Source organism: Colwellia echini (genome assembly GCF_002843355.2).
Classification (GTDB): domain Bacteria; phylum Pseudomonadota; class Gammaproteobacteria; order Enterobacterales; family Alteromonadaceae; genus Colwellia; species Colwellia echini.
The window spans coordinates 192,095-213,335 of record NZ_PJAI02000005.1 but is presented as its reverse complement, the minus strand read 5'-3'; the positions used below and the strand labels follow the sequence as shown (position 1 = coordinate 213,335).

The 21,241-nt window shown below is 38.6% G+C and carries 10 protein-coding genes; 9 read left to right on the top strand and 1 reads right to left on the bottom strand.

From position 1 onward, the window contains the following. The first annotated feature begins 63 nt into the window (after positions 1-63). Positions 64-1,017 carry a transaldolase gene (gene tal / locus CWS31_RS06805; protein ID WP_101344369.1) on the top strand — a complete coding sequence of 318 codons (954 nt, stop codon included), beginning with the start codon at positions 64-66 and terminating at the stop codon, positions 1,015-1,017. A 249-nt stretch (positions 1,018-1,266) separates the two neighbouring features. On the opposite strand, the gene CWS31_RS06800 is transcribed toward tal, so the two are convergent. Beyond that, positions 1,267-2,994 (bottom strand): alpha-amylase family glycosyl hydrolase, encoded by a 1,728-nt coding sequence (locus tag CWS31_RS06800; RefSeq protein WP_101344368.1) that lies wholly within the window; start codon positions 2,992-2,994, stop codon positions 1,267-1,269. A gap of 222 nt (positions 2,995-3,216) precedes the next feature. Between CWS31_RS06800 and CWS31_RS06795 the strand changes: the two genes are divergently transcribed. The 8 genes from CWS31_RS06795 to CWS31_RS06760 all read left to right on the top strand — a co-directional run bounded on the left by CWS31_RS06795 (position 3,217) and on the right by CWS31_RS06760 (position 21,173). Continuing rightward, entirely contained in the window at positions 3,217-5,910 is a 2,694-nt protein-coding gene (locus CWS31_RS06795; RefSeq protein WP_101344367.1) for an alpha-amylase family glycosyl hydrolase, read from the top strand. 422 nt (positions 5,911-6,332) lie between these two features. After that, on the top strand, positions 6,333-8,717 hold the full coding sequence (locus CWS31_RS06790) for a cyclic nucleotide-binding domain-containing protein (RefSeq protein ID WP_101344366.1): 2,385 nt from the start codon (positions 6,333-6,335) through the stop codon (positions 8,715-8,717). A 1-nt stretch (position 8,718) separates the two neighbouring features. After that, positions 8,719-9,582, top strand: a complete 864-nt coding sequence (locus CWS31_RS06785; protein WP_101344365.1) for a hypothetical protein — start codon at positions 8,719-8,721, stop codon at positions 9,580-9,582. Between the two features lie 12 nt (positions 9,583-9,594). Further along, positions 9,595-11,532, top strand: coding sequence for a cytochrome c3 family protein (locus CWS31_RS06780; protein WP_101344364.1), 1,938 nt, complete (start codon positions 9,595-9,597; stop codon positions 11,530-11,532). Continuing rightward, positions 11,522-13,732, top strand: a complete 2,211-nt coding sequence (locus CWS31_RS06775) for a heme-binding protein (RefSeq protein ID WP_101344363.1) — start codon at positions 11,522-11,524, stop codon at positions 13,730-13,732. The genes CWS31_RS06780 and CWS31_RS06775 overlap by 11 nt, the downstream gene beginning before the upstream one ends. Continuing rightward, positions 13,722-15,689, top strand: a complete 1,968-nt coding sequence (locus CWS31_RS06770) for a hypothetical protein (protein ID WP_101344362.1) — start codon at positions 13,722-13,724, stop codon at positions 15,687-15,689. Before CWS31_RS06775 ends, CWS31_RS06770 begins: the two co-directional genes overlap by 11 nt. A 56-nt stretch (positions 15,690-15,745) precedes the next feature. Beyond that, complete coding sequence (locus tag CWS31_RS06765) at positions 15,746-19,672, top strand: LVIVD repeat-containing protein (RefSeq protein ID WP_211355804.1); 3,927 nt, start codon at positions 15,746-15,748, stop codon at positions 19,670-19,672. 4 nt (positions 19,673-19,676) lie between these two features. After that, positions 19,677-21,173 carry a multiheme c-type cytochrome gene (locus CWS31_RS06760; RefSeq protein ID WP_170252795.1) on the top strand — a complete coding sequence of 499 codons (1,497 nt, stop codon included), beginning with the start codon at positions 19,677-19,679 and terminating at the stop codon, positions 21,171-21,173. The last annotated feature ends 68 nt before the right edge of the window (positions 21,174-21,241 follow it).

The window sequence follows — 21,241 nt, the reverse complement described above, 5'->3', positions numbered from 1 at the left end:
TCGTGAGTTGAAATGGTACTATATATGTTAAACCTTTATTAAATAAATCATCAGAGAAATAACATGACAACACAGCTTCAAAAATTAAGTAAGTTAACTACAGTCGTAGCAGATACTGGTAATATCGCAGAAATTGAGAAGTTTTCACCGCAAGATGCTACAACAAATCCAAGTTTATTACTTAAAGCCGCCTCCATTCCTGAATATCAACCGTTAATTGACGAAGCCATTGCTTGGGCTAAAACACAGTCTAATGATATTGATCAGCAAGTTATTGATGCTGGCGACAAATTATCAGTGAATATTGGTTTAGAAATTTTAAAATCTGTACCCGGCCGTATTTCAACAGAAGTTGATGCACGTTTATCTTACGATCAAGAATCATCTTTAGTAAAAGCACGTAAATTAATTAAACTTTATAATGAAGCTGGTATCAGTAATGATCGCGTATTAATTAAATTAGCTTCTACATGGGAAGGTATTAGAGCTGCAGCTACTTTAGAAAAAGAAGGCATTAACTGTAACTTAACACTACTTTTTAGTTTTGCTCAAGCACGTGCTTGTGCTGAAGCTGGTGTTTACTTAATCTCACCGTTTGTTGGCCGTATTCTTGATTGGTACAAAAAAGCCGAAGGTAAAGACAGCTACTTACCATCTGAAGATCCAGGTGTTATTTCGGTTACTGAAATTTACAATTACTACAAGCAACATGGCTACAATACTGTTGTTATGGGCGCTAGTTTCCGTAACGTAGAAGAGATTCTTGAACTTGCGGGCTGTGACCGTTTAACAATTGGACCTGGCTTATTAGAGCAATTAGAAGCTTCAACCGCTGATGTACCAGTTAAACTAGCTTTTAGTGGTGATATTAAAGCACAGCCAGAATCGTTAACTGAAGCGCAGTTCCGCTGGGATCATAACCAAGATGCGATGGCAGTTGAAAAGCTTGCTGAAGGTATTCGTAATTTTGCAATCGATCAAGATAAGTTAGAAGTGACTTTACGTTCTAAACTGTAGTTTTAATATTTAGAATAAAAGGCGTTTAATCAATTAGGTTCAATCAATTAGGTCTAATGATTCAGGTTTATTTAATAAAAAGTTGATGATGTTGTTAGTTCAATATCATCAACTTTTTTGCTTTATAACTGGTACTAAAGAACACAGTAAAGATCACACTAAAACACTTGCTGTAGTGTGATCTTTAATCTTAGCTTGCCTTATCCTAAATAGCTTATTTATGTTCAGCAGTATGAGTGTTATAGCACTTTACTTCGTTGTATGTACTTTACTTTGTTGAAGTGCAAGCTGTTGTTGTAATTCAATATTATTAATAGGGCTATTAAGTAGTAGTACTTTAACGCCATGTGCTTTTACTGTTATATTTAACACTGAATTATTGTTATCAACAAGATATTCCTTGCCAGTTATAGCGTCTGTCCATAAGCCGGAGCTCAGCATTTTATCAACATTGAACTTAGCTTCTGTATTGCCTTTATTAAGTAGTACTAATGCGGTTTGGTTATCGTCATCATTTTGATAAACACGATAGAAGCTGGCTAAGTTTTTATTAAAGTCGAGATTGACCTGTAATCCTCGTTGTAGTGCCACAGAATTTTTACGAATATTTGCAATATTTGTTAACTCACGATGAATAATGTGGTTTTTAGCTTGTTCAATTTTTTGCTGACCTAAATAGTTTCGATTACCTTTATGCTCAGGCTCACCAGTCATAAAGTTGATCTCAGAGCCATAATAAACAACAGGTATACCGCGAGAGGTAAACAACCAATTATTAGCATCAATGAAACCTTCATCTGTCGCATTCATGCGCTCCATATCGTGATTATCGTAAAATGTCATTAATTCATAAGGGTTTTGATACATACCGTCGTCTAAATGCAAGTAAGACAATATATTACTGAAATTACTCTCTGGATTTTCAAATACTTCTGTAATTGCTTTTCTACCAGGAAAATCTAAAACACTAACGCCACCATTTTCAGGGCGAGTATGCTCAGCTATAAACTCGGCTTCATAGGAGTAACTTTCACCAAAAATAAAAATTTCAGGGTGGTGCACACGAATTCGGTCGAAAAGTTTTTTCCAGAACTGGTGTGGCATCTCTTTTATAGTATCAACTCTTAGAGAGTGTGCTCCTTGTGATATCCATTTAAGGTAAGCACCTTCAAAATAATCTAACACAGCTTCATTGTTTTCATTTATATCAGATAGTTGAGCAAGACCTGTATGAGTATTGTAAAAGGCATGCAGTGGTTTATTTGGGGCAAGTTTTTCAGGATGAATATTTTGATGATCAGCAATCAGCTTACCGTCTTGATTATAGATTTCGCCAAATTTGGGTTGATCTTCAATCATGGTATAAGAAGGGGAGCCATGATTTGCTACAATATCTAACACGAAGTTTAAATCATGTTGTTGTTTTAATTGCTTGGTTAAATCGGCAAAAGTTAATCCTTTTGATGGTAGATGCTCATCAACTTCGTAAAAATTACTCGCCCAATAACCGTGATATCCTGTTTTGCCACCGTCTTTATAATATTCACCAAAAGCAACTTTATCACCGCCATTAAAGGCTTGATCCGGATTATCATAAATTGGTGTTAACCAAACTGAAGTGAATCCCATATTTTTAATGTAATCAGCGTTATTTAATACGCCTTTAAAATCACCACCTAAATAGCCAACATTAGCTTGTTGTCCATCAGGACCATTAAGCGGAATATCAAAGGTAGGGTATTTACCGCCTTGTTTTTCTTGATTGTTAGTTTTATCACCGTCAACGAATCTGTCGGTTAAGATGAAATATACTGATTCAGCAGCATAAGGGTTAAGTGTTCCATAAAAATCCGTGTTCTGATTGCTAGGTGATTTTTCTAGTATTTGTGATTGATTTAAGGAAGATGTATATCCCAATGTAGAAAAAGTTAACACAGCACTAACCGATGTTAATGCGATTGTTCGATAAATATTCATGGGTACATGATCCTGTTAAATAGCAATGCCGTAAGTGGTTTAGCCATGTTGAATGTTTAACTTCTCATAAAGGAATTTATTTTTCTCTTTATAAGTGTTTAATAATAAAGGCCTATCCTAAAGACTTAATGATAACTAAGACAAGCATGTGCATACGTATTCACCTGATCTTGTCTATCAAATCATATAACGATATGTAAATAATAAGTCACTTACTTAGAGATGAATATTTACACTATGTTACTTAATAAAACTCGTTTGATAGCACTGGCGCTAATAACAACAGCTCCTTTATTGGGTTGTGAACAGCAAAATACTGAAGTAGAAATTACCACACTAATCCAAAAAAATAATGACAGCTTAAGCAGTCAAAATACGGCAGTTAATAACTTAGAAGAAGGGGAGTTACATGTACCTTCACCACAATGGCAAGATCAAATAATCTACCTTTTGATGATTGATCGCTTCAATGATGGCAATAAAGAAAACAGTGACCAAGGCGCAGGCGTGTATGAGCTTGGGGCAAAAGACAAATATAACGGCGGTGATTTACAAGGAGTAATTGATAAGCTTGACTATATTCAGCAATTGGGTGCAACGGCGGTGTGGACTACGCCACAAGTAGCCAATCAATGGTGGGATCCAATCGCTGAGTTTTGGGGATATCATGGTTATTGGGCGAGAGATTTTACAAGAGTAGATGAACATTATGGAGACCTTGAAGATTATCAGCGTTTAGCGAGAAAGCTGCATTCTAAAAATATGTACCTGATCCAAGATGTTGTCGTAAATCATACGGGAAACTTTTTCTATTATGACGGTGATTATGATGAGAATAATGTCACCAAAAACTTTAAAGAAAATATCGGGTCACTGCCTTCAATCAAAGCAAGTCAATTCCCTTTAAATTTGAGTGATGTTAATAACCCCGAACATAAGTTGAGTAATGTTTTTAATTGGACACCAACGATACAGGATGTAACGAGTGAGATACAAGAAACGACCTATCAAACGTCGGGTCTTGATGATATGAATACTCGAAACCCTTTAGTTAGAGAATTATTAAAAGACTCATTTGGTAATTGGATTAAAAATGCAGGCGTTGATGCGTTTAGAGTTGATACCGCAAAGTATGTTGAAAAAGAATTTTACGAAGACTTTTTACACAGTGAAAATGGTATTTTAAATACCGCGAAATCGACAGGAAGAGATAATTTTTTAACTTTTGGTGAAGTGTTTGAAACGTCGCTGCCTAATTCTGACAGTGCTGAGCAGAAAATTGCTAAGTATTTAGGTACAGCAGAAAATCCACGTTTAGCTGCGCCGATTGGCTTTCCCATTTATAGTGATATGAAACAGGTTTTTGCAGGCGGCCGTCCAACTTCCTATTTAGCCTATCGCGTTGCCGCGGCTATGAAATGGTATAAAGATCCCTACACAGCCGTTAATTTTATCGATAATCATGATGTTGAGCGTTTTCTCGCTAATGGCACCATGTCCGGTTTAAAACAAGCTTATGCTTTTATGATGTCTATCCCTGGTATACCGACAATATACCAAGGTGACGAGCAAGCACATAAATCAAGCCGTCAAGCAATGTTTGCCGGTGGTTATGGCTCAGAGCAAGATCAATTTAATCAACAGTCTGAGATGTATCGCTTTATACAAAAACTGACAAAGCTTAGATCACAAGATAAAGTTTTTAGTCGCGGTAGTATTGAGTTTTTTCAAGTCAATGAATCTACGCCTGGTATACTCGCTTACAAAAGAGAATATCGAGGTAAGGAAGCATACGTTATTTTTAATACGGCAGACGAAACTGCGTTACTAAGCCGATTGCCAACAAGCTTCTCGAGAAGTAATGAGCCAAGTATTTTACTTGCTGAGAATGTTGCAGATACATTATTTATCGCCTCAGATGGAAATCTGACGATGTTAATGCCAGCACGCTCGATACTCATTTTTTCAGGTCAAAGCCACACAGCAAGTCAGGAAAAAGACCAAACTCACTTAATTTCACAATCAATAAAAGTAAATCCAATACCTAACGAGTTTACCGATGTAAAATCGGCCGATATTAGTGGCACAGTGACTCAAGCTAATGCTGATCTATTAAGAATTATTGATGGCAATATTGAACATGCAACTAAATTTTTTGCTGACAGTAAAGGAAATTGGACTACTGAACTACCACTTGACGGACTCGGTCGGCATCAACACTCGATAGAAATATATTGGCCAGAACAACAATATGTATCAGAGAAATTTACTTATTGGATGACTTCGACTTTAGTTTCTGCATCAGCATATAGTAAAGATGACCTTGGTGATGATAAAGGCATTAGCGGCACTTATACAAAACCTGAATATCAAATCGATAACTGTTATTTAGATATTGAATCAGCCCAAGTTAAAGCTGGTGGTAGCATTTTAGAGTTAAGGTTAACAATGTGCGATACCTCAAATACTTGGGCGCCACCGAATCAATTCGATCATTTAGCGCTAACCATTTATTTTGATAACGCAAAAAAATCTGGCAATAGCGCATTACCATTAGTAAATACAAATATGCCAAATAATGCAGAGTGGGATTTAGTGCATTCGACCTTTGGCTGGGGAAATTATGTTTTTGGTACTGAGCAAGCTACAGCGGCGCAAGAAGGGATTATGTTAAATTACACGCCCAAAATAGAAGTGAACCACGAAGCGGATGAAATTAAAATAACATATGAAGGTAAACGACTCGGTATAACTGATTGGAGTAATAGCGCTATCTACATCACCACATGGGATAAAGATGAAGGTGGTGATTATCGTGAGCTTAAGAGTGCGCCATCGAAATGGCATTTTAGCAATGAAAATACAGACTCGCCGCGTATTGCAGATGATGTTTTTATCATCCTAAAAGCGTTATAAAGCAGTAGGTGGTATTTACAATAAATACCACCTACTGTTATTTTTAAAAGTCCCAATCCCAATCCCTTAATTTCCTAATATTTTATATTACGGGTATCAGTAATGATGTACTTCGTTAATCCCTAGTGTTGTAGGGAATAAAACCTTACAAGCCTGAAGTGTTTTCAATCAAAACGCCGTTTGATATCGTTTTGCCTTATAAAATTTACAGTGTAAAAACCCTTGTTAACTTAATAAATCGGTTATTAGGCATATGTCCAATTTTAATAGTTTAATTTTACGTCTATTTTTAAAATATTTTAATGAATGTATGTGACTAAGTTACATTATTTACATATACTTACATTTGTTCGTATTTTTAAATATATTCGTTATTAACGATAAATTCAGTATTTCTCCAAGCAACTTCAAGGCGCTTCAAATTGACTCAACAATATAAGATTGTCGTAATTGGTGCAGGGCCTGGCGGAATTAGCGCCGCAGCTCATGCCGCCGAGCTAGATATTTCACATGTATTATTGGAAGCTAGCCCTAAAATAGCGAATACCATCCAAAAATATCAAAAAGGTAAACATGTTATGGCTGAGCCTAGCATTTTACCTTTGCGTAGCCCCGTTGCATTTGATGCCGGTAAAAGAGAAGCCATTCTTGAAGAATGGGAAAAAGGCTTAGCAGCAAAAGGCGCCAATATTCAATACAATGCCGCGGTATCGGGAATTGAAGGTCAAGAGGGCGATTTTAGCATTACTTTAGTTAATGGTGATGTGATAAAAGCTGAGTTTATTATCTTAGGCATAGGCGTTCAGGGAAATCCAAGAAAATTAGGTGTTGAAGGTGATGATGCCGAGTTTGTTCAATATACCCTCGACAACCCTGATGACCATAAAAATGAGTCAATTGTAGTTGTTGGTGCAGGTGATGCGGCTATTGAAAATGCCGTAGTATTAGCGCAAAACAATACCGTTTACATTGTTAACCGACGCGACGAATTTGCTCGTGCCAAAGAAGGTAATTTAAACTTAATTACCGCTGCTATAGATAAAGAAGAGGTTGAGTGTTTTTACAATACTAACCCACATCGTGTTGACCTTACTCCAGGTCAAGATAAACCCGGCACCTTTACCTTAAAAACCGCTTCTGGCGAAGTTACTATTCCTGTTGACCGTATTATTGCGCGATTAGGTGCTATTCCGCCACGCGCTCTGGTTGAGTCCTTCGGTATTGAATTTCCAAATAGTGATGCTAACTCTATTCCTGTGTTGTCGAGTCAGTATGAATCGAATGTAAAAGGCATGTATGTTATCGGCGCTTTAGGTGGTTATCCGCTAATTAAACAAGCGATGAACCAAGGTTATGAAGTCGTTGAATACATTCTGGGTAATGATATCAACCCTGCCGATCACCCGTTATTAGAAGCTAAACTTGCCGCATTGCCATTTGATATGGAAGTTGATGAAATTCTTAGCATGATGCAACAACAAATACCTGTTTTTGCGCCATTGTCAGCGTTAGTTTTTCGAGAATTAATGCTCGACAGTACAGTACATGTTTTTGAGCCTAAAGCTGAAATATTTCAAAAAAATGATTATACCAATTCTTTCTACACCATCTTGCAAGGCAACGTGTCGATTGAAATTGGCCCTAAACCCATTATTAGTGGGCAGGGCAACTTCTTTGGCGAAATGAGTTTAATCTCAGGTCGTCGGCGCTCAGCAACAATACTGGCAGGTGATGACTGTATTGTGATTGAAACGCCGCGTCGAACCATGATCAAGTTGATTAACTCCGTTGAAGCGGTAAAACGTGTATTAGATGAAACCTTTATTATGCGTACTATTCAAGGTAAGTTTGCGCCAAACCTGCCGATTGAAATATTACAACCTATTGTTTCAAAAGCACAACTACATCAATACTCGCCCAATGAAGTGTTATTTAAAGAAGGCGATGAAGCGGATTGTTTACATGTGATCCGAAGTGGCTCTGTTACTGTGTCAAAACGGGTCGGTGACAAAGACATTCCGATGACCTACGTTGCCGCCAATAACGTTGTTGGTGAAATGGGCATATTAGGTAATACCACTCGCTCAGCAACTATTACTGCTACGGTTAAAACTGAAACTATTTCAATAGACAGTGATTCATTTAATGATTTATTAGCGCAGTCGCCTACCTTGCGCGAAACCATGGAATTAGAGGTTCAAAAGCGCCATTTACAAAATACCCAACTTGAAAATGATAAAGATACCGGTGATATATTATCGTTTTTAATGCAGCAAGGTTTAGGTGAAGCAACCGATGTTTTACTGATTAACGAAGATGCTTGTGTTGGTTGTGATAATTGTGAAACCGCGTGTGCTGCAACGCATGAAGGGACTTCTCGATTAAATCGCAAAGCAGGGCCTACTTTTGCACATGTACATGTGCCAACCTCGTGTCGACATTGTGAAGACCCAAGTTGTATGACTGATTGCCCACCTGATGCCATTAAACGTGGCGGTTTAGGCGGTGAAGTTTATATTAACGATAGCTGTATTGGCTGTGGTAACTGTGAACGAAATTGTCCTTATGGCGTTATTCAAATGGCATATCCAAAAGAGAAAAACAGTAACTTTTGGAGCAAAATGTTTTTTAACGTGGGTGAAAAGCCAGGAGATAACCAGGTAAAAGCTGGCGATAACATAAAAAAAGCAGTGAAGTGCGATATGTGTAAAGACGTTGAAGGTGGCGCCGCTTGTGTAAGAGCGTGTCCTACGGGGGCTGCTAATCGTATCAGCCCTGAAAATTTCATTGAAGTGGTTAATTTATAATATGGATAATTTTATTTCTTATCTTAATTATCGTTATTTAAAAATAGCGCTTTGGACAACGGTTATTTTCTCAATTATTTATGTTTTTCATGATCCTGCTCAGCCTAAAAATGGCGGTACTTGGTTTGGTTATACCATAGGTACAGTGTCGGCGTTATTAATAGTATTTTTAATGTACTTTGGCCGACGCAAGCGAGATTACGCTTCAAACTTTGGCACAGTGAAAGGTTGGTTATCAGCCCATGTTTATTTAGGTAGTGCTTTACTGGTGTTAGCAACATTACATACCGGTTTTCAGTTTGGCATGAATGTACATACTTTCGCATACATACTAATGTGTTTTGCTATTTTTAGTGGATTTTACGGTGCGTGGGCTTATGTTTATTTACCGGTTAAAAAAAGAGAAAACTTAAACTCTATTTCAACAGAAGAGTATTTTCAATCCATTGAAGATTTTGATCGTCAAATTACTTCACTCGCTAAAGGTTTGCCTGAAAAATTAAGCTTAATGATCAATAGTGCACTCGAGCGTACTGAGCTTGGCGGTACTTTATTTAATCAACTTAGCATTAAAGATAAATCAAACTTGGTTGTTGATGACAAAATTTTAGCCAATGAAAATCAATCGACTTGCATTGAGTTACTGGTGATTGAATTAGCTAAAGTGACCGAGCAAGCAAGGTCAAAACAACTTAAAAAAATTATCGACTTGTTTGGTAGCAGACAACGGGCGTTAAAAGTATTGCGCCAAGACATTAAACATAATTCAAAATTACAGTTTTGGTTATACATCCATGTCCCTGTTTCATTTGCCTTACTGGCAGCGTTAATCACACATATTGTCTCAGTATTTATCTATTGGTAATAAGGAATTAACATGAAATTACTCATTAGATATATAAATAAGCAGGGACAAGGAGAAGTTTCTGAGCAAGTAGTACATAACAATAATGTGTTAAGTATTGGTCGTGGTACCAATCAAAATATCTTGTTGTCCGATCCTAAAGTAGCGTTAAATCATGCCAAAATAACTATCCAAGACAATGCCGGAAAAGTCAGCGCTTCCTTGGGTAAATATGTTATTAAAAATAATGAAGTGGTAAAAAAATGCACTTTAATTGTTGGCGAAGAAATTGAAATATCAGGCCATAAAATTGCCTTACTACCGACAGAATCTAATTACGATTTAGTGGTTTTGGTCAGTGTTAATGTTATTGAACAAGCTGCGTTACAAAAACGCTATCAGTTAAATTTCAATGATATCAACATGAGTAAGCGCAGCTGGAGTTGGACACTGTTTTTGTCGATAACTCTATTATGCTTAGTATTACCAGTTATCGGACTTATCAGTCCGTCATGGATGGATACTTTGCGACAAAGCCCATTGCCAAGTGATAGTCAGTGGTCAGCCGGAGATTTAATTAAACCGCACAAGTTTATGGGGGATGATTGCGCCCAATGTCATACCGAATTATTTGTACCAACAAGTAATGAAACCTGCCAATCATGTCATAGCACAGTTGGTCGACACGTTAGTGATATCGCATTATCGGCATCGGTGAATGAAGAAACTCAATGTGCCAGTTGTCATAAAGAGCATAATCCACAACAAACGTTGGCTGATTACTCGCAGCAAATGTGTGTTGATTGTCATGTCGACTCAATAGAAATTTTGATGGTTAATGGTGATCAAAATACCCAGTCTGCGCATGCGAAACTTGATCGAGCGACTGACTTTGAACATGATCACCCAGCTTTTAATGTCAGCGTGTTAACCGCAGTAACTGATAATGAAAAGAGCATCAAAAACATTATTGATTGGCAACCGAAACGTATTGCATTAACAGATAATAAAAGTAGCGAAGAGTCTAATCTTAAATTTTCACATCAATTACATATGGACCCAGCGGGGATTAAATCAGCCACGGGTGATGTAACTCTTGTTTGTGCTGATTGTCATGTTGCTGAAAGTAATGGCCGTGAAATGCAGCCAATTACGATGGAGAAAAATTGCCAAAGTTGTCATGCTTTAACATTTGACGTTGATGATCCTATGCGTGTAGTACCGCATGGCTCGCCTGATGAAGTACTGTTAATGATGCGAGAATATTATGCATTTCGTTATATTTACAAGAATTTAAATAAAGATGCTACGCAAGCGGATATTGTTAAAGCGGGAGATTTATTTACGGTAAGAGACGCGAGAAGACCGGGTAGAGATAAAGGTTTACGTAAAGATTTTGAACATTCATTGAATGAAAATACTATAGCCTCTATTGAAAAATTGACTAAAGACACTATCAGAACTGATGCCTTAGTTTGGGCTGAAAGCCGAGCTTACGTGGCGGCAACTGATATTTTTGAACGCCAAGCCTGTGATGTTTGTCATGTGGTAACTAAAGATAGTAATGCTGAACTACCTTGGCAGGTTCAACCCGTTAAATTAACAAGACAGTGGTTACCTGCAGCTAAATTCCCCCATGATGCGCACCAAACTAATGAATGTGAAACGTGTCATGCAGCGTCATCATCAGAGCTGAGTAATGATATTTTAATGCCGGATATCGAAAATTGTCAGCAATGTCATGGTAGTGAAAACAGTAAAAATTTAATCCCTAATACATGTATTGATTGTCATAATTTTCATGACACCCAAACTCATACTCTAGGTAGTGCTAGCAAAGTAGGTGCGAGTAATGGCGTAGGTCACTTTTTACAACATAACTCGTTAAACCACTCAAAAAGTCCTTTTACTTATCAGCCAGTAGCAACAAGTACAGAAGGTAAAGTGGAGGCTATCAAAGATGAAGAGTAATATTTTTTCTCCAGTATTGTCTAAGGTCTTGCCTAAGTCGACTTTATTCTTTTTTGTCGCTTTTTTAACGTTAATAATAAGTGGTTGCGGTGAGGGCACTGATAACACAGCTGAAGTTTCAGCAGTGGATAACACACCAATTGCAAACAGTAATGGCGATAGTACTGCAAATGGTTGTATCGGCTTTTGCGCATCCTCAACTTCATTGTTAACGCAAGCCGATGTTGAACAAGTTATTAGCCAAGCCGTTGCCGAGGCACAAGCGCTGCAAGCGAAAGCGACAATAGCCGTAACTGATCGCATGGGTAATGTACTTGGCGTATACAGAATGACGGGCTCTGAACAGTTTATTACCATAAGCTCTACAGCTAATACTTCATTTCCAACTGTTGTTGGTGGTTTAGAGGGCGTAAATATTATTCCCGATACCATGGCGGCTATCTCTAAAGCGATTACTGGTAGTTATATCTCTTCAGAAGGTAATGCTTTTACAACTCGCACGGCTAGTCAAATTATCCAAGAAAACTTTAATCCAGGCGAAAATAATGCGCCATCAGGTCCTTTATTTGGCGTGCAATTTAGTCAACTGGCTTGTAATGATTTTAATTTACGCTTTAACTCATTAGATACCCCAAGCGCAGGCCCATTAAGAGCACCGTTAGGCTTGGCTGCAGACCCAGGTGGATTTCCTTTATATAAAGCAGGTACACCTGTTGGCGCTATCGGAGTTATTTCAGACGGTATTTACGGTTTAGATAAAGTGATCAGTAATTTTGATCTTGATAGCGACGAGCTAATTGCTTTAGCGGGTACATTTGGTTTTGCCGCACCACTTGAAAGGCGTGCCGATGTGATCACTATTGTTGGCAAAACCGCTCGCTTTAGTGATGCTTTGATAAACGATTTACAAACCACAGATTTAACTTCTGTTCCTACTTTTACTGATATTAATAATGTGGTCGGTAGCCTTGTTGCTGTTCCTGGTTATTATGACGGTGGTGAAGCTGATATGACTAGTGCAGGTGATATTAATCGCACGGTATTAGCCGGTGTTGCTTTTGGTCAACCGGGCTCGGGCATTATTCCTGCTGATTCCAACTTATTTAAAGACAGTAACGGTAATAGTATTGATGCGTTTATTTTTGCTGATAGTAATGATAATAATCGTTTTCCTGCAACGGCGGCAAGTGATCAACCTGGCGGTTTAGCAAGTAATCAATTAAGCCAAGTTGAAGTACAAGAATTACTTAATCAAGCGATTAGCCTTGCTAATAAAACTCGCGCACAAATACGTCAGCCAAATGGCTCACAAGCTCGAGTTTCAGTATCAGTTGTTGACACCAACGGCGTTATATTAGGCATGGCAAGAACTCGAGACGCACCCATTTTTGGCTCAGATGTCTCGTTGCAAAAAGCAAGAACCGCAGCTTTTTTCTCAGGTACAGGTAAGTTAACTAATGCCCCTGCCGATTTATTACGTGCTTTGCCACCACCATTATATTTAGCAGCACTGCCAGAGCCTATTGATTTATCTGGAGGGATCCCCTTACTAACAAGTCCACTGATTGATCTGAGCGACTATGTATCAAGTTTACAAACGTTTATAGGGCTACCTCAAGCATTAGAAACTACAGGTGAGTTTACTGCATTCTCAGATCGCGCGGGTGGTAACTTATCAAGACCTAACTTCCCTGATGGTCCTATCGCAGGTCCTCCTGGCCCATTAAGTAAACCAGCAGGGCAATGGAGCGTATTCAGTGTTGGCCTACAGTCAGATTTAATATATAACTCATTAATTCAACATGTTGCTTTTGTACTTGGCGCAGTACCAGATGTTGGCACTAACTGTACTGGCAATACTGGTTTTTCAACAACTGCAGCTTTTACTAACCCGAATAAAATTGCTGGTTTAGCGAATGGAATTCAAATATTCCCAGGTAGTGTACCCATTTATCGAGGCGACACGTTAATAGGTGGTATTGGAGTATCGGGTGATGGCGTTGATCAAGATGATATGATTTCATTTTTGGCGGTACATCAAGCAGGTTTAGCGCTGGCAACTAATTTAAGTAATGCACCACAAGCGATACGCGCCGATAAAATAGACCTACCAAATCAATCAATAATTTTACGTTATGTGAATTGCCCACAAGCCCCGTTTATAAACTCTGATGAAGCGGACGTTTGTGATGGTATTTAAATCCGCAGCTACTTTTTTAGCACTCAACATAGCAATTAACATGGTATTCAACCTAGCTATGCCGACTGCTTTTGCAGAGCAAATTGAAGAGAAAACTGCAGAGCCAGTTGAAAGTGTAGTCGGAGCGACAGTTGCAGAGGCAGTTGGAGTGACTGGCTCAGACACAGTAGCAAAGACAACTGAAAAGCAAACAAATGATAAAGCCGCGGTGCAAAGTCAAGCGAGTAAAACGGGTATTGTGCCAGCACATTTATTGTGTGGTGACGGTATTGTAAAAGCAGCACGGCAACGTCCAGGTCGCGCTGTGGATGAGTACCAATTAACACCCTGTAATGATGATGAAAGGATCAGCCCTTGGACTGAAACCATTGCGCTAGGCCCTGTTGTAGAAGACAGGTGGGGTATAGTTGAGTCGCTAGGGCTTGAAACTAATTTGTGGGACCCTTACAACGGACAAAATCCACTTAAAGGTGATATACCGGTTTGGGGAAAAGATTGGTTTTATAACATAATTGCCATTTCTGACACCGTTATTGAAAATAGAAACTTTCCAATACCTGTAGGTAACGCTACCACAAGTAAACCCAATAGCTTAGATACCATAGCCAATGGTAATGGTAGTGTGTTTAGTCAAAGTTTTGTGGTTGAGCAAGTGGTATACAAAGGCGATACCGTCTTTCGACCGCCAGATTATGAGTTTAGGTTAACGGCTGTTTTTAATTTCAACCAAGTTGAATTTGATGAGCGCGGCATACTCAACATAGACCCAAGTGTTGGCAGTGATAATGGTACTAAACGTACCGATAAGTTTGTTGGCATTCAAGCTGCGTTTTTCGATAAACACTTACGTAATGTTTCGCATCGTTTTGATTTTGACAGTATACGTATCGGAATTCAGCCATTTTCATCGGATTTTCGTGGCTTTTTATTTCAAGACTCGCAACTAGGTATTCGCTTATTTGGTAATCGTAGTAATAACGTTTTTCAATATAATATTGCTTGGTTTAGGCGCTTAGAAAAAGATACTAACAGTGGTTTAAATGATGTCACTAAACCGCTTAGAAATGATGATGTATTTACTGCTAATTTATATTGGCAAGATTTTCCCGTGAAAGGTTTTGTTTCACAAGCGAGTGTTACCTACAACCGTAATCGTGAAAAAGGTCAAATTGAGTATGACACCAATGGATTTATTACTCGTCCAGCCTCATTGTTTGAAGAGCGATTTTCACGTGATTATGATGTTACTTACTTAGGTTACAGTGGCGATGGTCATTTTGGACGCGTTAATGTAACTGGCTCGGCTTATTATGCTTTAGGCGAACAAACCGATGCACGTTATCGTGATGCAACAGACGAAGTTAATGCCTATTTTCTAGCAACAGAGTTGTCGTTAGATGTTGATTGGTTTAGACCTAAACTGTCTTTGTTATTAGCCTCTGGCGATGACGATCCTTATGACGGTGTTGCTAAAGGTTTTGATGCTATTTTTGAAAACCCGCAATTTGCTGGCGCTGACACCAGTTTTTTTATTCGTCAAACCGTACCTTTAATTGGTGGGGGCGGCGTGGCGTTATCAGGGCGTAACGGTATTTTACCGTCATTACGTTCAAGTAAAGAGCAAGGGCAATCAAACTTTATTAATCCAGGTTTACGCTTAATTGGACTTGGTTTTGATGCCGATATTTTACCTGAATTAAAAGTCTCTATGAATCTGAATCAATTATGGTTTGACGATATCAGTGTATTAGAAACTTTAAGACAACAGGGTAATATTGATAAAAACTTAGGACAAGATTTATCTGCAGCACTTATTTGGCGACCGTTTCAATCGCAAAATGTAGTGGTTAGATTCTCTGCCGCAGCCCTTATTTCTGGATCAGGTTTTGACCAGTTATATGGAAGCGATTACGGAACGCCTTACTCTATTTTGACCAACATTATTCTGGCTTATTAATTACGTTATGGCTGCCCATAAATGTATGAGTTGTATTAATACTATGAACTTTCACTATGAACTGTAAAATTAACATGATAACAAACAGTAAAAATCTACTAAGTCGAATCACGACTAATATTGCCGCATGGGCAGTGTTATGTGTTTTGTTTTTCAGCGCATTGAGCTCATTCACCGTTGTAGCCGCAGGAATATACAATAAAGTTGCGGTGAATTATAGCTACACGCCTCCTGCACCTAAAAACCAAACACCTGAGCAAGCATTGCAAAAAAGTACCGGGTGTTTAACCTGTCATACCGACACTGACAGTATGACCATGCATGAAAGTCCGGGGGTTATTTTAGGTTGTACTGATTGTCACGGCGGAAATTCAGCGGTTATTAAACCTTTTGATGCCAAGAAGGATGATGCAATTTATACTGAGAGTTTCAATAAAGCTCATGTATTACCGAGTTATCCTGCGGATTGGAATTTCCCTGCCAGTGCTAATCCACAAAATAGTTACACCTTATTAAACCGTGAATCTCCTGAATATGTGCGTTTTGTAAACCCATCTGATTTAAGAGTTGCTGAAGAGTCGTGTGGGGCTTGTCATATGCCAACCGTTCAAGCCGCAAAACGTAGCATAATGGCAACAGGCGCCATGTTATATGGCGCAGCATCTTATGCGAATAATATTCTGCCTTATAAAAACTATATTTTAGGTGAAGCATATACTCGAGAAGGTGAAGCTACAGCGATCGCAGGTCCGCCATTAGCCGACTTTGAAAAAGCTACAAAAGATCATGGTGTATTACCCATTCTTTACCCATTACCCAAATGGCAAAACGTACCATCAGGCGATATTTTTCGTGTATTTGAACGTGGTGGACGTAATATTATCAATCAGTTTCCTGAAACGGCTATTCCAAATTCTTTAGGCCAGTTACAGCGTTTAGAAGAGCCAGGCAGACCTGACATAAAACAATCTAACCGTGGCAATGGCACCGGCGGTCGTATTTCTGTACCTTTACTTAATACTCATAAAACACGTTTAAACGATCCATTAATGTGGTTTTTAGGCACTAATGACAACCCAGGTGATTTTAGAACCTCTGGTTGTGGGTCGTGTCATGTTGTTTATGCTAACGATCGAGAGCCTCGCCACTCGGGGCCATATGCAGAATTTGGTCATACTGGGCAAACCCAAACGGTTGACCCGACTATTGCTAAACAAGAAGACGGTCATCCGATAAAACACGTATTTTCTCGTGCCATTCCTACTTCGCAATGTATGTCGTGTCATATGCATCAGCCAAATATGTTTATGAATACCTTTTTAGGTTACACCATGTGGGATTATGAAGCCGATGCACCGGCGATGTTCCCTAAAAAGCAAAAATATCCTACCGACGAAGAAAAATTTAAGTCGATGCAAACCAACCCAGAAGGTGCCGCGGTTCGTGGTTTATGGTCTGAGCAAGACTTCTTACGCGATGTGTGGACCAAAAATGATGAAATGAATGATACCCAGTTTGCTGATTATCATGGTCATGGTTGGAACTTTAGAGCGGTATTTAAAAAAGATAGAAAAGGTAATTTACTCGATAAAGAAAACGAAGTTATTGATCCCAAAGATCCGCAAAAATTCGATAAAAGTGTACATATGTCCTCGGTGCATTTAGATGTAGGCATGCATTGTGTCGATTGTCATTTCTCGCAAGACAACCACGGTAATGGGCATGTATATGGCGAAGTTGCGGGCGCAGTAGAAATAGACTGTGTTGATTGTCACGGCACAGTTAAAGATTATCCATCATTAAAAACCTCAGGACCTGCAGCGCCACCGGGCGGTACTGATTTATCATTAATTCGTAATCCTGATGGTAAAAAACGTTTTGAATGGAAGAGTGATGGTTTATATCAGCGCAGTTTATTATGGCCTGATTTAGAATGGAAATTGAGTTTATTAAAAGATGTTGTAGACCCTAAGAATAAAGAATTTAATGCTAAAGCCGCACGCTCAAAAATGATGGCGAAAGATACTACTAATCAACATTGGGGAACTGATGTTGAAGCCGATAACTTAGCGCACAGTAATGATGAAATGGAATGTTATACCTGTCATCAGTCTTGGACGACAAGTTGTGGCGGTTGTCATTTACCAATAGAAGCAAACTGGAAAACAGAAAGTAAGCATTACGAAGGGGGCGAGTCACGTAACTATGCAAGTTATAACCCGCAAGTAGTACGCGATCAAATATTCATGTTAGGCCGAAGAGGTGATATTAATGGCGGAAAAATAGCGCCAATTAGATCAACCTCAGGGCTTGTTTTATCTTCAACTAATTCAAGCCGTGAAAAAATATACGTACAACAACCGCCAATATCTGCCAGTGGTTATAGCTCACAGGCGATGAATCCACACTTTGCGCATACGGTGCGTAAAGAAGAAACTCGCGTATGTAGTGATTGTCACTTATCGAAAGACAGCGACAATAACGCTATTTTCACCCAAACGTTAGGGCTTGGTACTGACTTTATCGACTTTATTGGTTACCACGCTTATGTTGGTGGTAGTGAAAGTGTTGAAGCGGTACAAGTAACCGAATGGGAAGAGCCGCAAGCGGTTATCGGCAGTTATTTACAAAAATATGTTTACCCTGATTTTTATCAACAGCATATTGAAAATGAAATGGAGATAGATATTGGTTACAGCCATAGCTCTGGGCAAGTTAATTGTATGCAGCTTCGAGGTGAATACTTATATGCTGCAGCAGGCGAAAAAGGCATGGTAGTTTATGATGTCGCCTCAATTGCCAATAAAGGGGTAAGTCAGCGTATTATTACCTCACCTGCGTCATCGTTAGGGCAAGATACTACCGTTGAAAGCACCAATGCCACTTGTGTGTCATTAGTTACTACGCAGCCTGTAGCGCCCGAGCGTAACCAAGGTGAATTAATGCGCGTTGCTAACCAAGAAAAACCAACCCATCCTATTTACACTTATGCCTTAATTACAGATGCAGAAGAAGGCTTAATTTTAACTAATATTGATACCTTAGCTGATGGTGAGCCGCGTAATAACTTTTTAACTCGCGCACTCACATGGAATGAAAATGATGTTCTTAAAGGCGCTAAGCATATTACGGTTGGCGGCAGATACGTTTATATTATTGCCGATGCAGGTTTAGTGGTGCTTGATTTAGATAACCCATTAAAACCTAAATACTTAACGACAGTTGCTTTAAATAAAGGGCACTCAGTAGCACAGCAATTTAGATATTTATTTGTGACCGATGCTGATGGCTTAAAAACAATTGATATCACTGAGCCAGAAAACGCTTTTGTGGTGACTGATAATACTATTAAGCTTGAGCAAGCTAATCGCGTATTTGTTTCACGAACTTTTGCCTACGTTGCCGCAGGAAAAGATGGCTTGGCGATTGTTGATATTACTAAACCTGAATCGATGAAAACATATCAGGTATTTAATGCCAACGGTAAGTTAACAGATGCACAAGATGTAGTTATTGCTTCTACTAACGCCTCACTATTTGCTTATATTGCCGACGGTGCAGCAGGGCTTAAGGTAGTGCAATTGACTTCGCCAGAGTCGCAACCGCGTTTTTATGGCTTTAGTCCTGATCCTAAACCTGTATTAATTGCGTGGTATCCAACAAGTTCAAGCGCTTTATCGTTATCGCGTGGTTTAGAGCGTGATCGAGCCGTTGATGAAACGGGTGGTCAAGTCTCTGTATTTAGTCGTTTAGGCTCTGGCCCTTTAACTGAAGCTGACATGAAAGGTTTGTATCTTGATAAAAACAATAAGCCGTGGTTTGTTGAAGATACGATTGAAGAAGTTGGCAAGGAAATTCATTTTGGCGTTGAAACCCCGAAATTGGTTGTGCCTGAAATACTCGCTAATAAATTAGCAAAACAGCTTGCCGAAATTAAAGCGATTAAAGCAGTTGCTGAGCCTTCAACAGATGCAAAGGAGTAATAAATTGAAACGATTATTTATTATCAAGAATGTAACTATTAATAATTTTATTAGCAAGAAAGTAACTCTCAATAAAGTTAAGGCCAGCCGCATATTTTCAATCAGTAAACTCGCTATTGGCGTATTTGCTATTTGCACTATTTTAACAGTCAACGCTAGTGAGTTAACTGCAACTGACATAAGTTCAAACTTACCAGCATCGAATGAAGTAGCTTCAAATGAAATAGCGCTAGATGAAGTGATACACACTGAAAAAATGCCAAGTCATTTACCGCAAAAAGATGAGAAAATGCATATGGGTGTTGCCAGTTGTGCGGCTAGCATGTGTCATGGCTCTGTATCGGCAACAGAGGGCAGTAATATTCTGCAGAATGAATATATTATTTGGAGCCGCGAAGATCCGCATTCCCAAGCCTATAAAACTTTATTAACTCAAGAATCGCAAGATATTGCCGATAAACTAGGATTAGGCAAGGCAACAACTGCAGGTGTTTGTTTAGATTGCCATAGTGATAATGTGCCTACAGAATATCAAAGTAAGAGTTTTCAAATAAGTGATGGGGTAGGGTGTGAATCTTGTCATGGTGGCGCTGAAAATTATTTAAGTAGCCACACTGACTCAACACAAAGTCATGCAGAAAATATAGCACATGGTTTATATCCTACAGATGAGCCGCAACAACGGGCGAAACTTTGTTTGTCATGTCATTTGGGTAACGAGGATAAACAAGCAACTCACGATATTATGGGTGCAGGACACCCTCGACTAGCTTTTGAATTAGATACTTTTGGTATTTTACAGCCATTACATTATGTTGTAGATGAGGATTATAAAAGTAAAAAATGGTCGGGAGATAGTTATATAACCTGGATTTATGGTCAGCTTGAAGCAAATAAAGAAACACTTAATATTCTTGAGAATAAAATAGTGCATAACAAAGGTTTATTTCCAGAGCTATCACTATTCGATTGTTATGCTTGCCATCATCCCATGTCAGATTTGAAATGGACAGAAACGAAAGGCAAAGGCAGTAAACCAGGCACGGTCAGATTAAATGATGGTAATTTTAAAATGCTATTGGCCATTGCCGCTAGTACTGGTTTTTTTACATCAGTGCAAGAAAACCTAAATACATTGCGTAATAATTTACATAATAATGTACTCTTGCCTATAGTTGTTAATAAGCTATTTGCTGATATTCAAGCGATAGAAAAAGTCATTAGCAAGCAAAGCCTTTCAGAGCGGAAGTTATCAGCGGCATTGATATTAACCGAAATATTGAAAACCGGTAGTAATGATGAGTTTTCTGATTACATTGCAGCAGAGCAAGCTGTTATGGCAATTGACTTGCTTATTGTATATATAGGAGACAAGGCAATATATCAGCAAGATATAGTCGATTTGTTTACAATAGTTAACAATGATGAGCAATATAATTCCACACTCTTTGCTACTAAGTTATTAGAAATTATGAATAAAATGAAAATAAATCATCAGTAACCAATTATGACCAAGAAATGATGACCAAGAAATGTGATTAAGAAATGATGAGTAAGTAAATTTCGAAG

Coding starts and splice junctions, on each gene's coding strand:
- tal (WP_101344369.1), top strand. CDS start 64: ATGACAACACAGCTTCAAAAATTAAGTAAGTTAACTACAGTCGTAGCA.
- CWS31_RS06800 (WP_101344368.1), bottom strand. CDS start 2,994: ATGAATATTTATCGAACAATCGCATTAACATCGGTTAGTGCTGTGTTA.
- CWS31_RS06795 (WP_101344367.1), top strand. CDS start 3,217: ATGAATATTTACACTATGTTACTTAATAAAACTCGTTTGATAGCACTG.
- CWS31_RS06785 (WP_101344365.1), top strand. CDS start 8,719: ATGGATAATTTTATTTCTTATCTTAATTATCGTTATTTAAAAATAGCG.
- CWS31_RS06780 (WP_101344364.1), top strand. CDS start 9,595: ATGAAATTACTCATTAGATATATAAATAAGCAGGGACAAGGAGAAGTT.
- CWS31_RS06775 (WP_101344363.1), top strand. CDS start 11,522: ATGAAGAGTAATATTTTTTCTCCAGTATTGTCTAAGGTCTTGCCTAAG.
- CWS31_RS06770 (WP_101344362.1), top strand. CDS start 13,722: ATGGTATTTAAATCCGCAGCTACTTTTTTAGCACTCAACATAGCAATT.
- CWS31_RS06765 (WP_211355804.1), top strand. CDS start 15,746: ATGAACTGTAAAATTAACATGATAACAAACAGTAAAAATCTACTAAGT.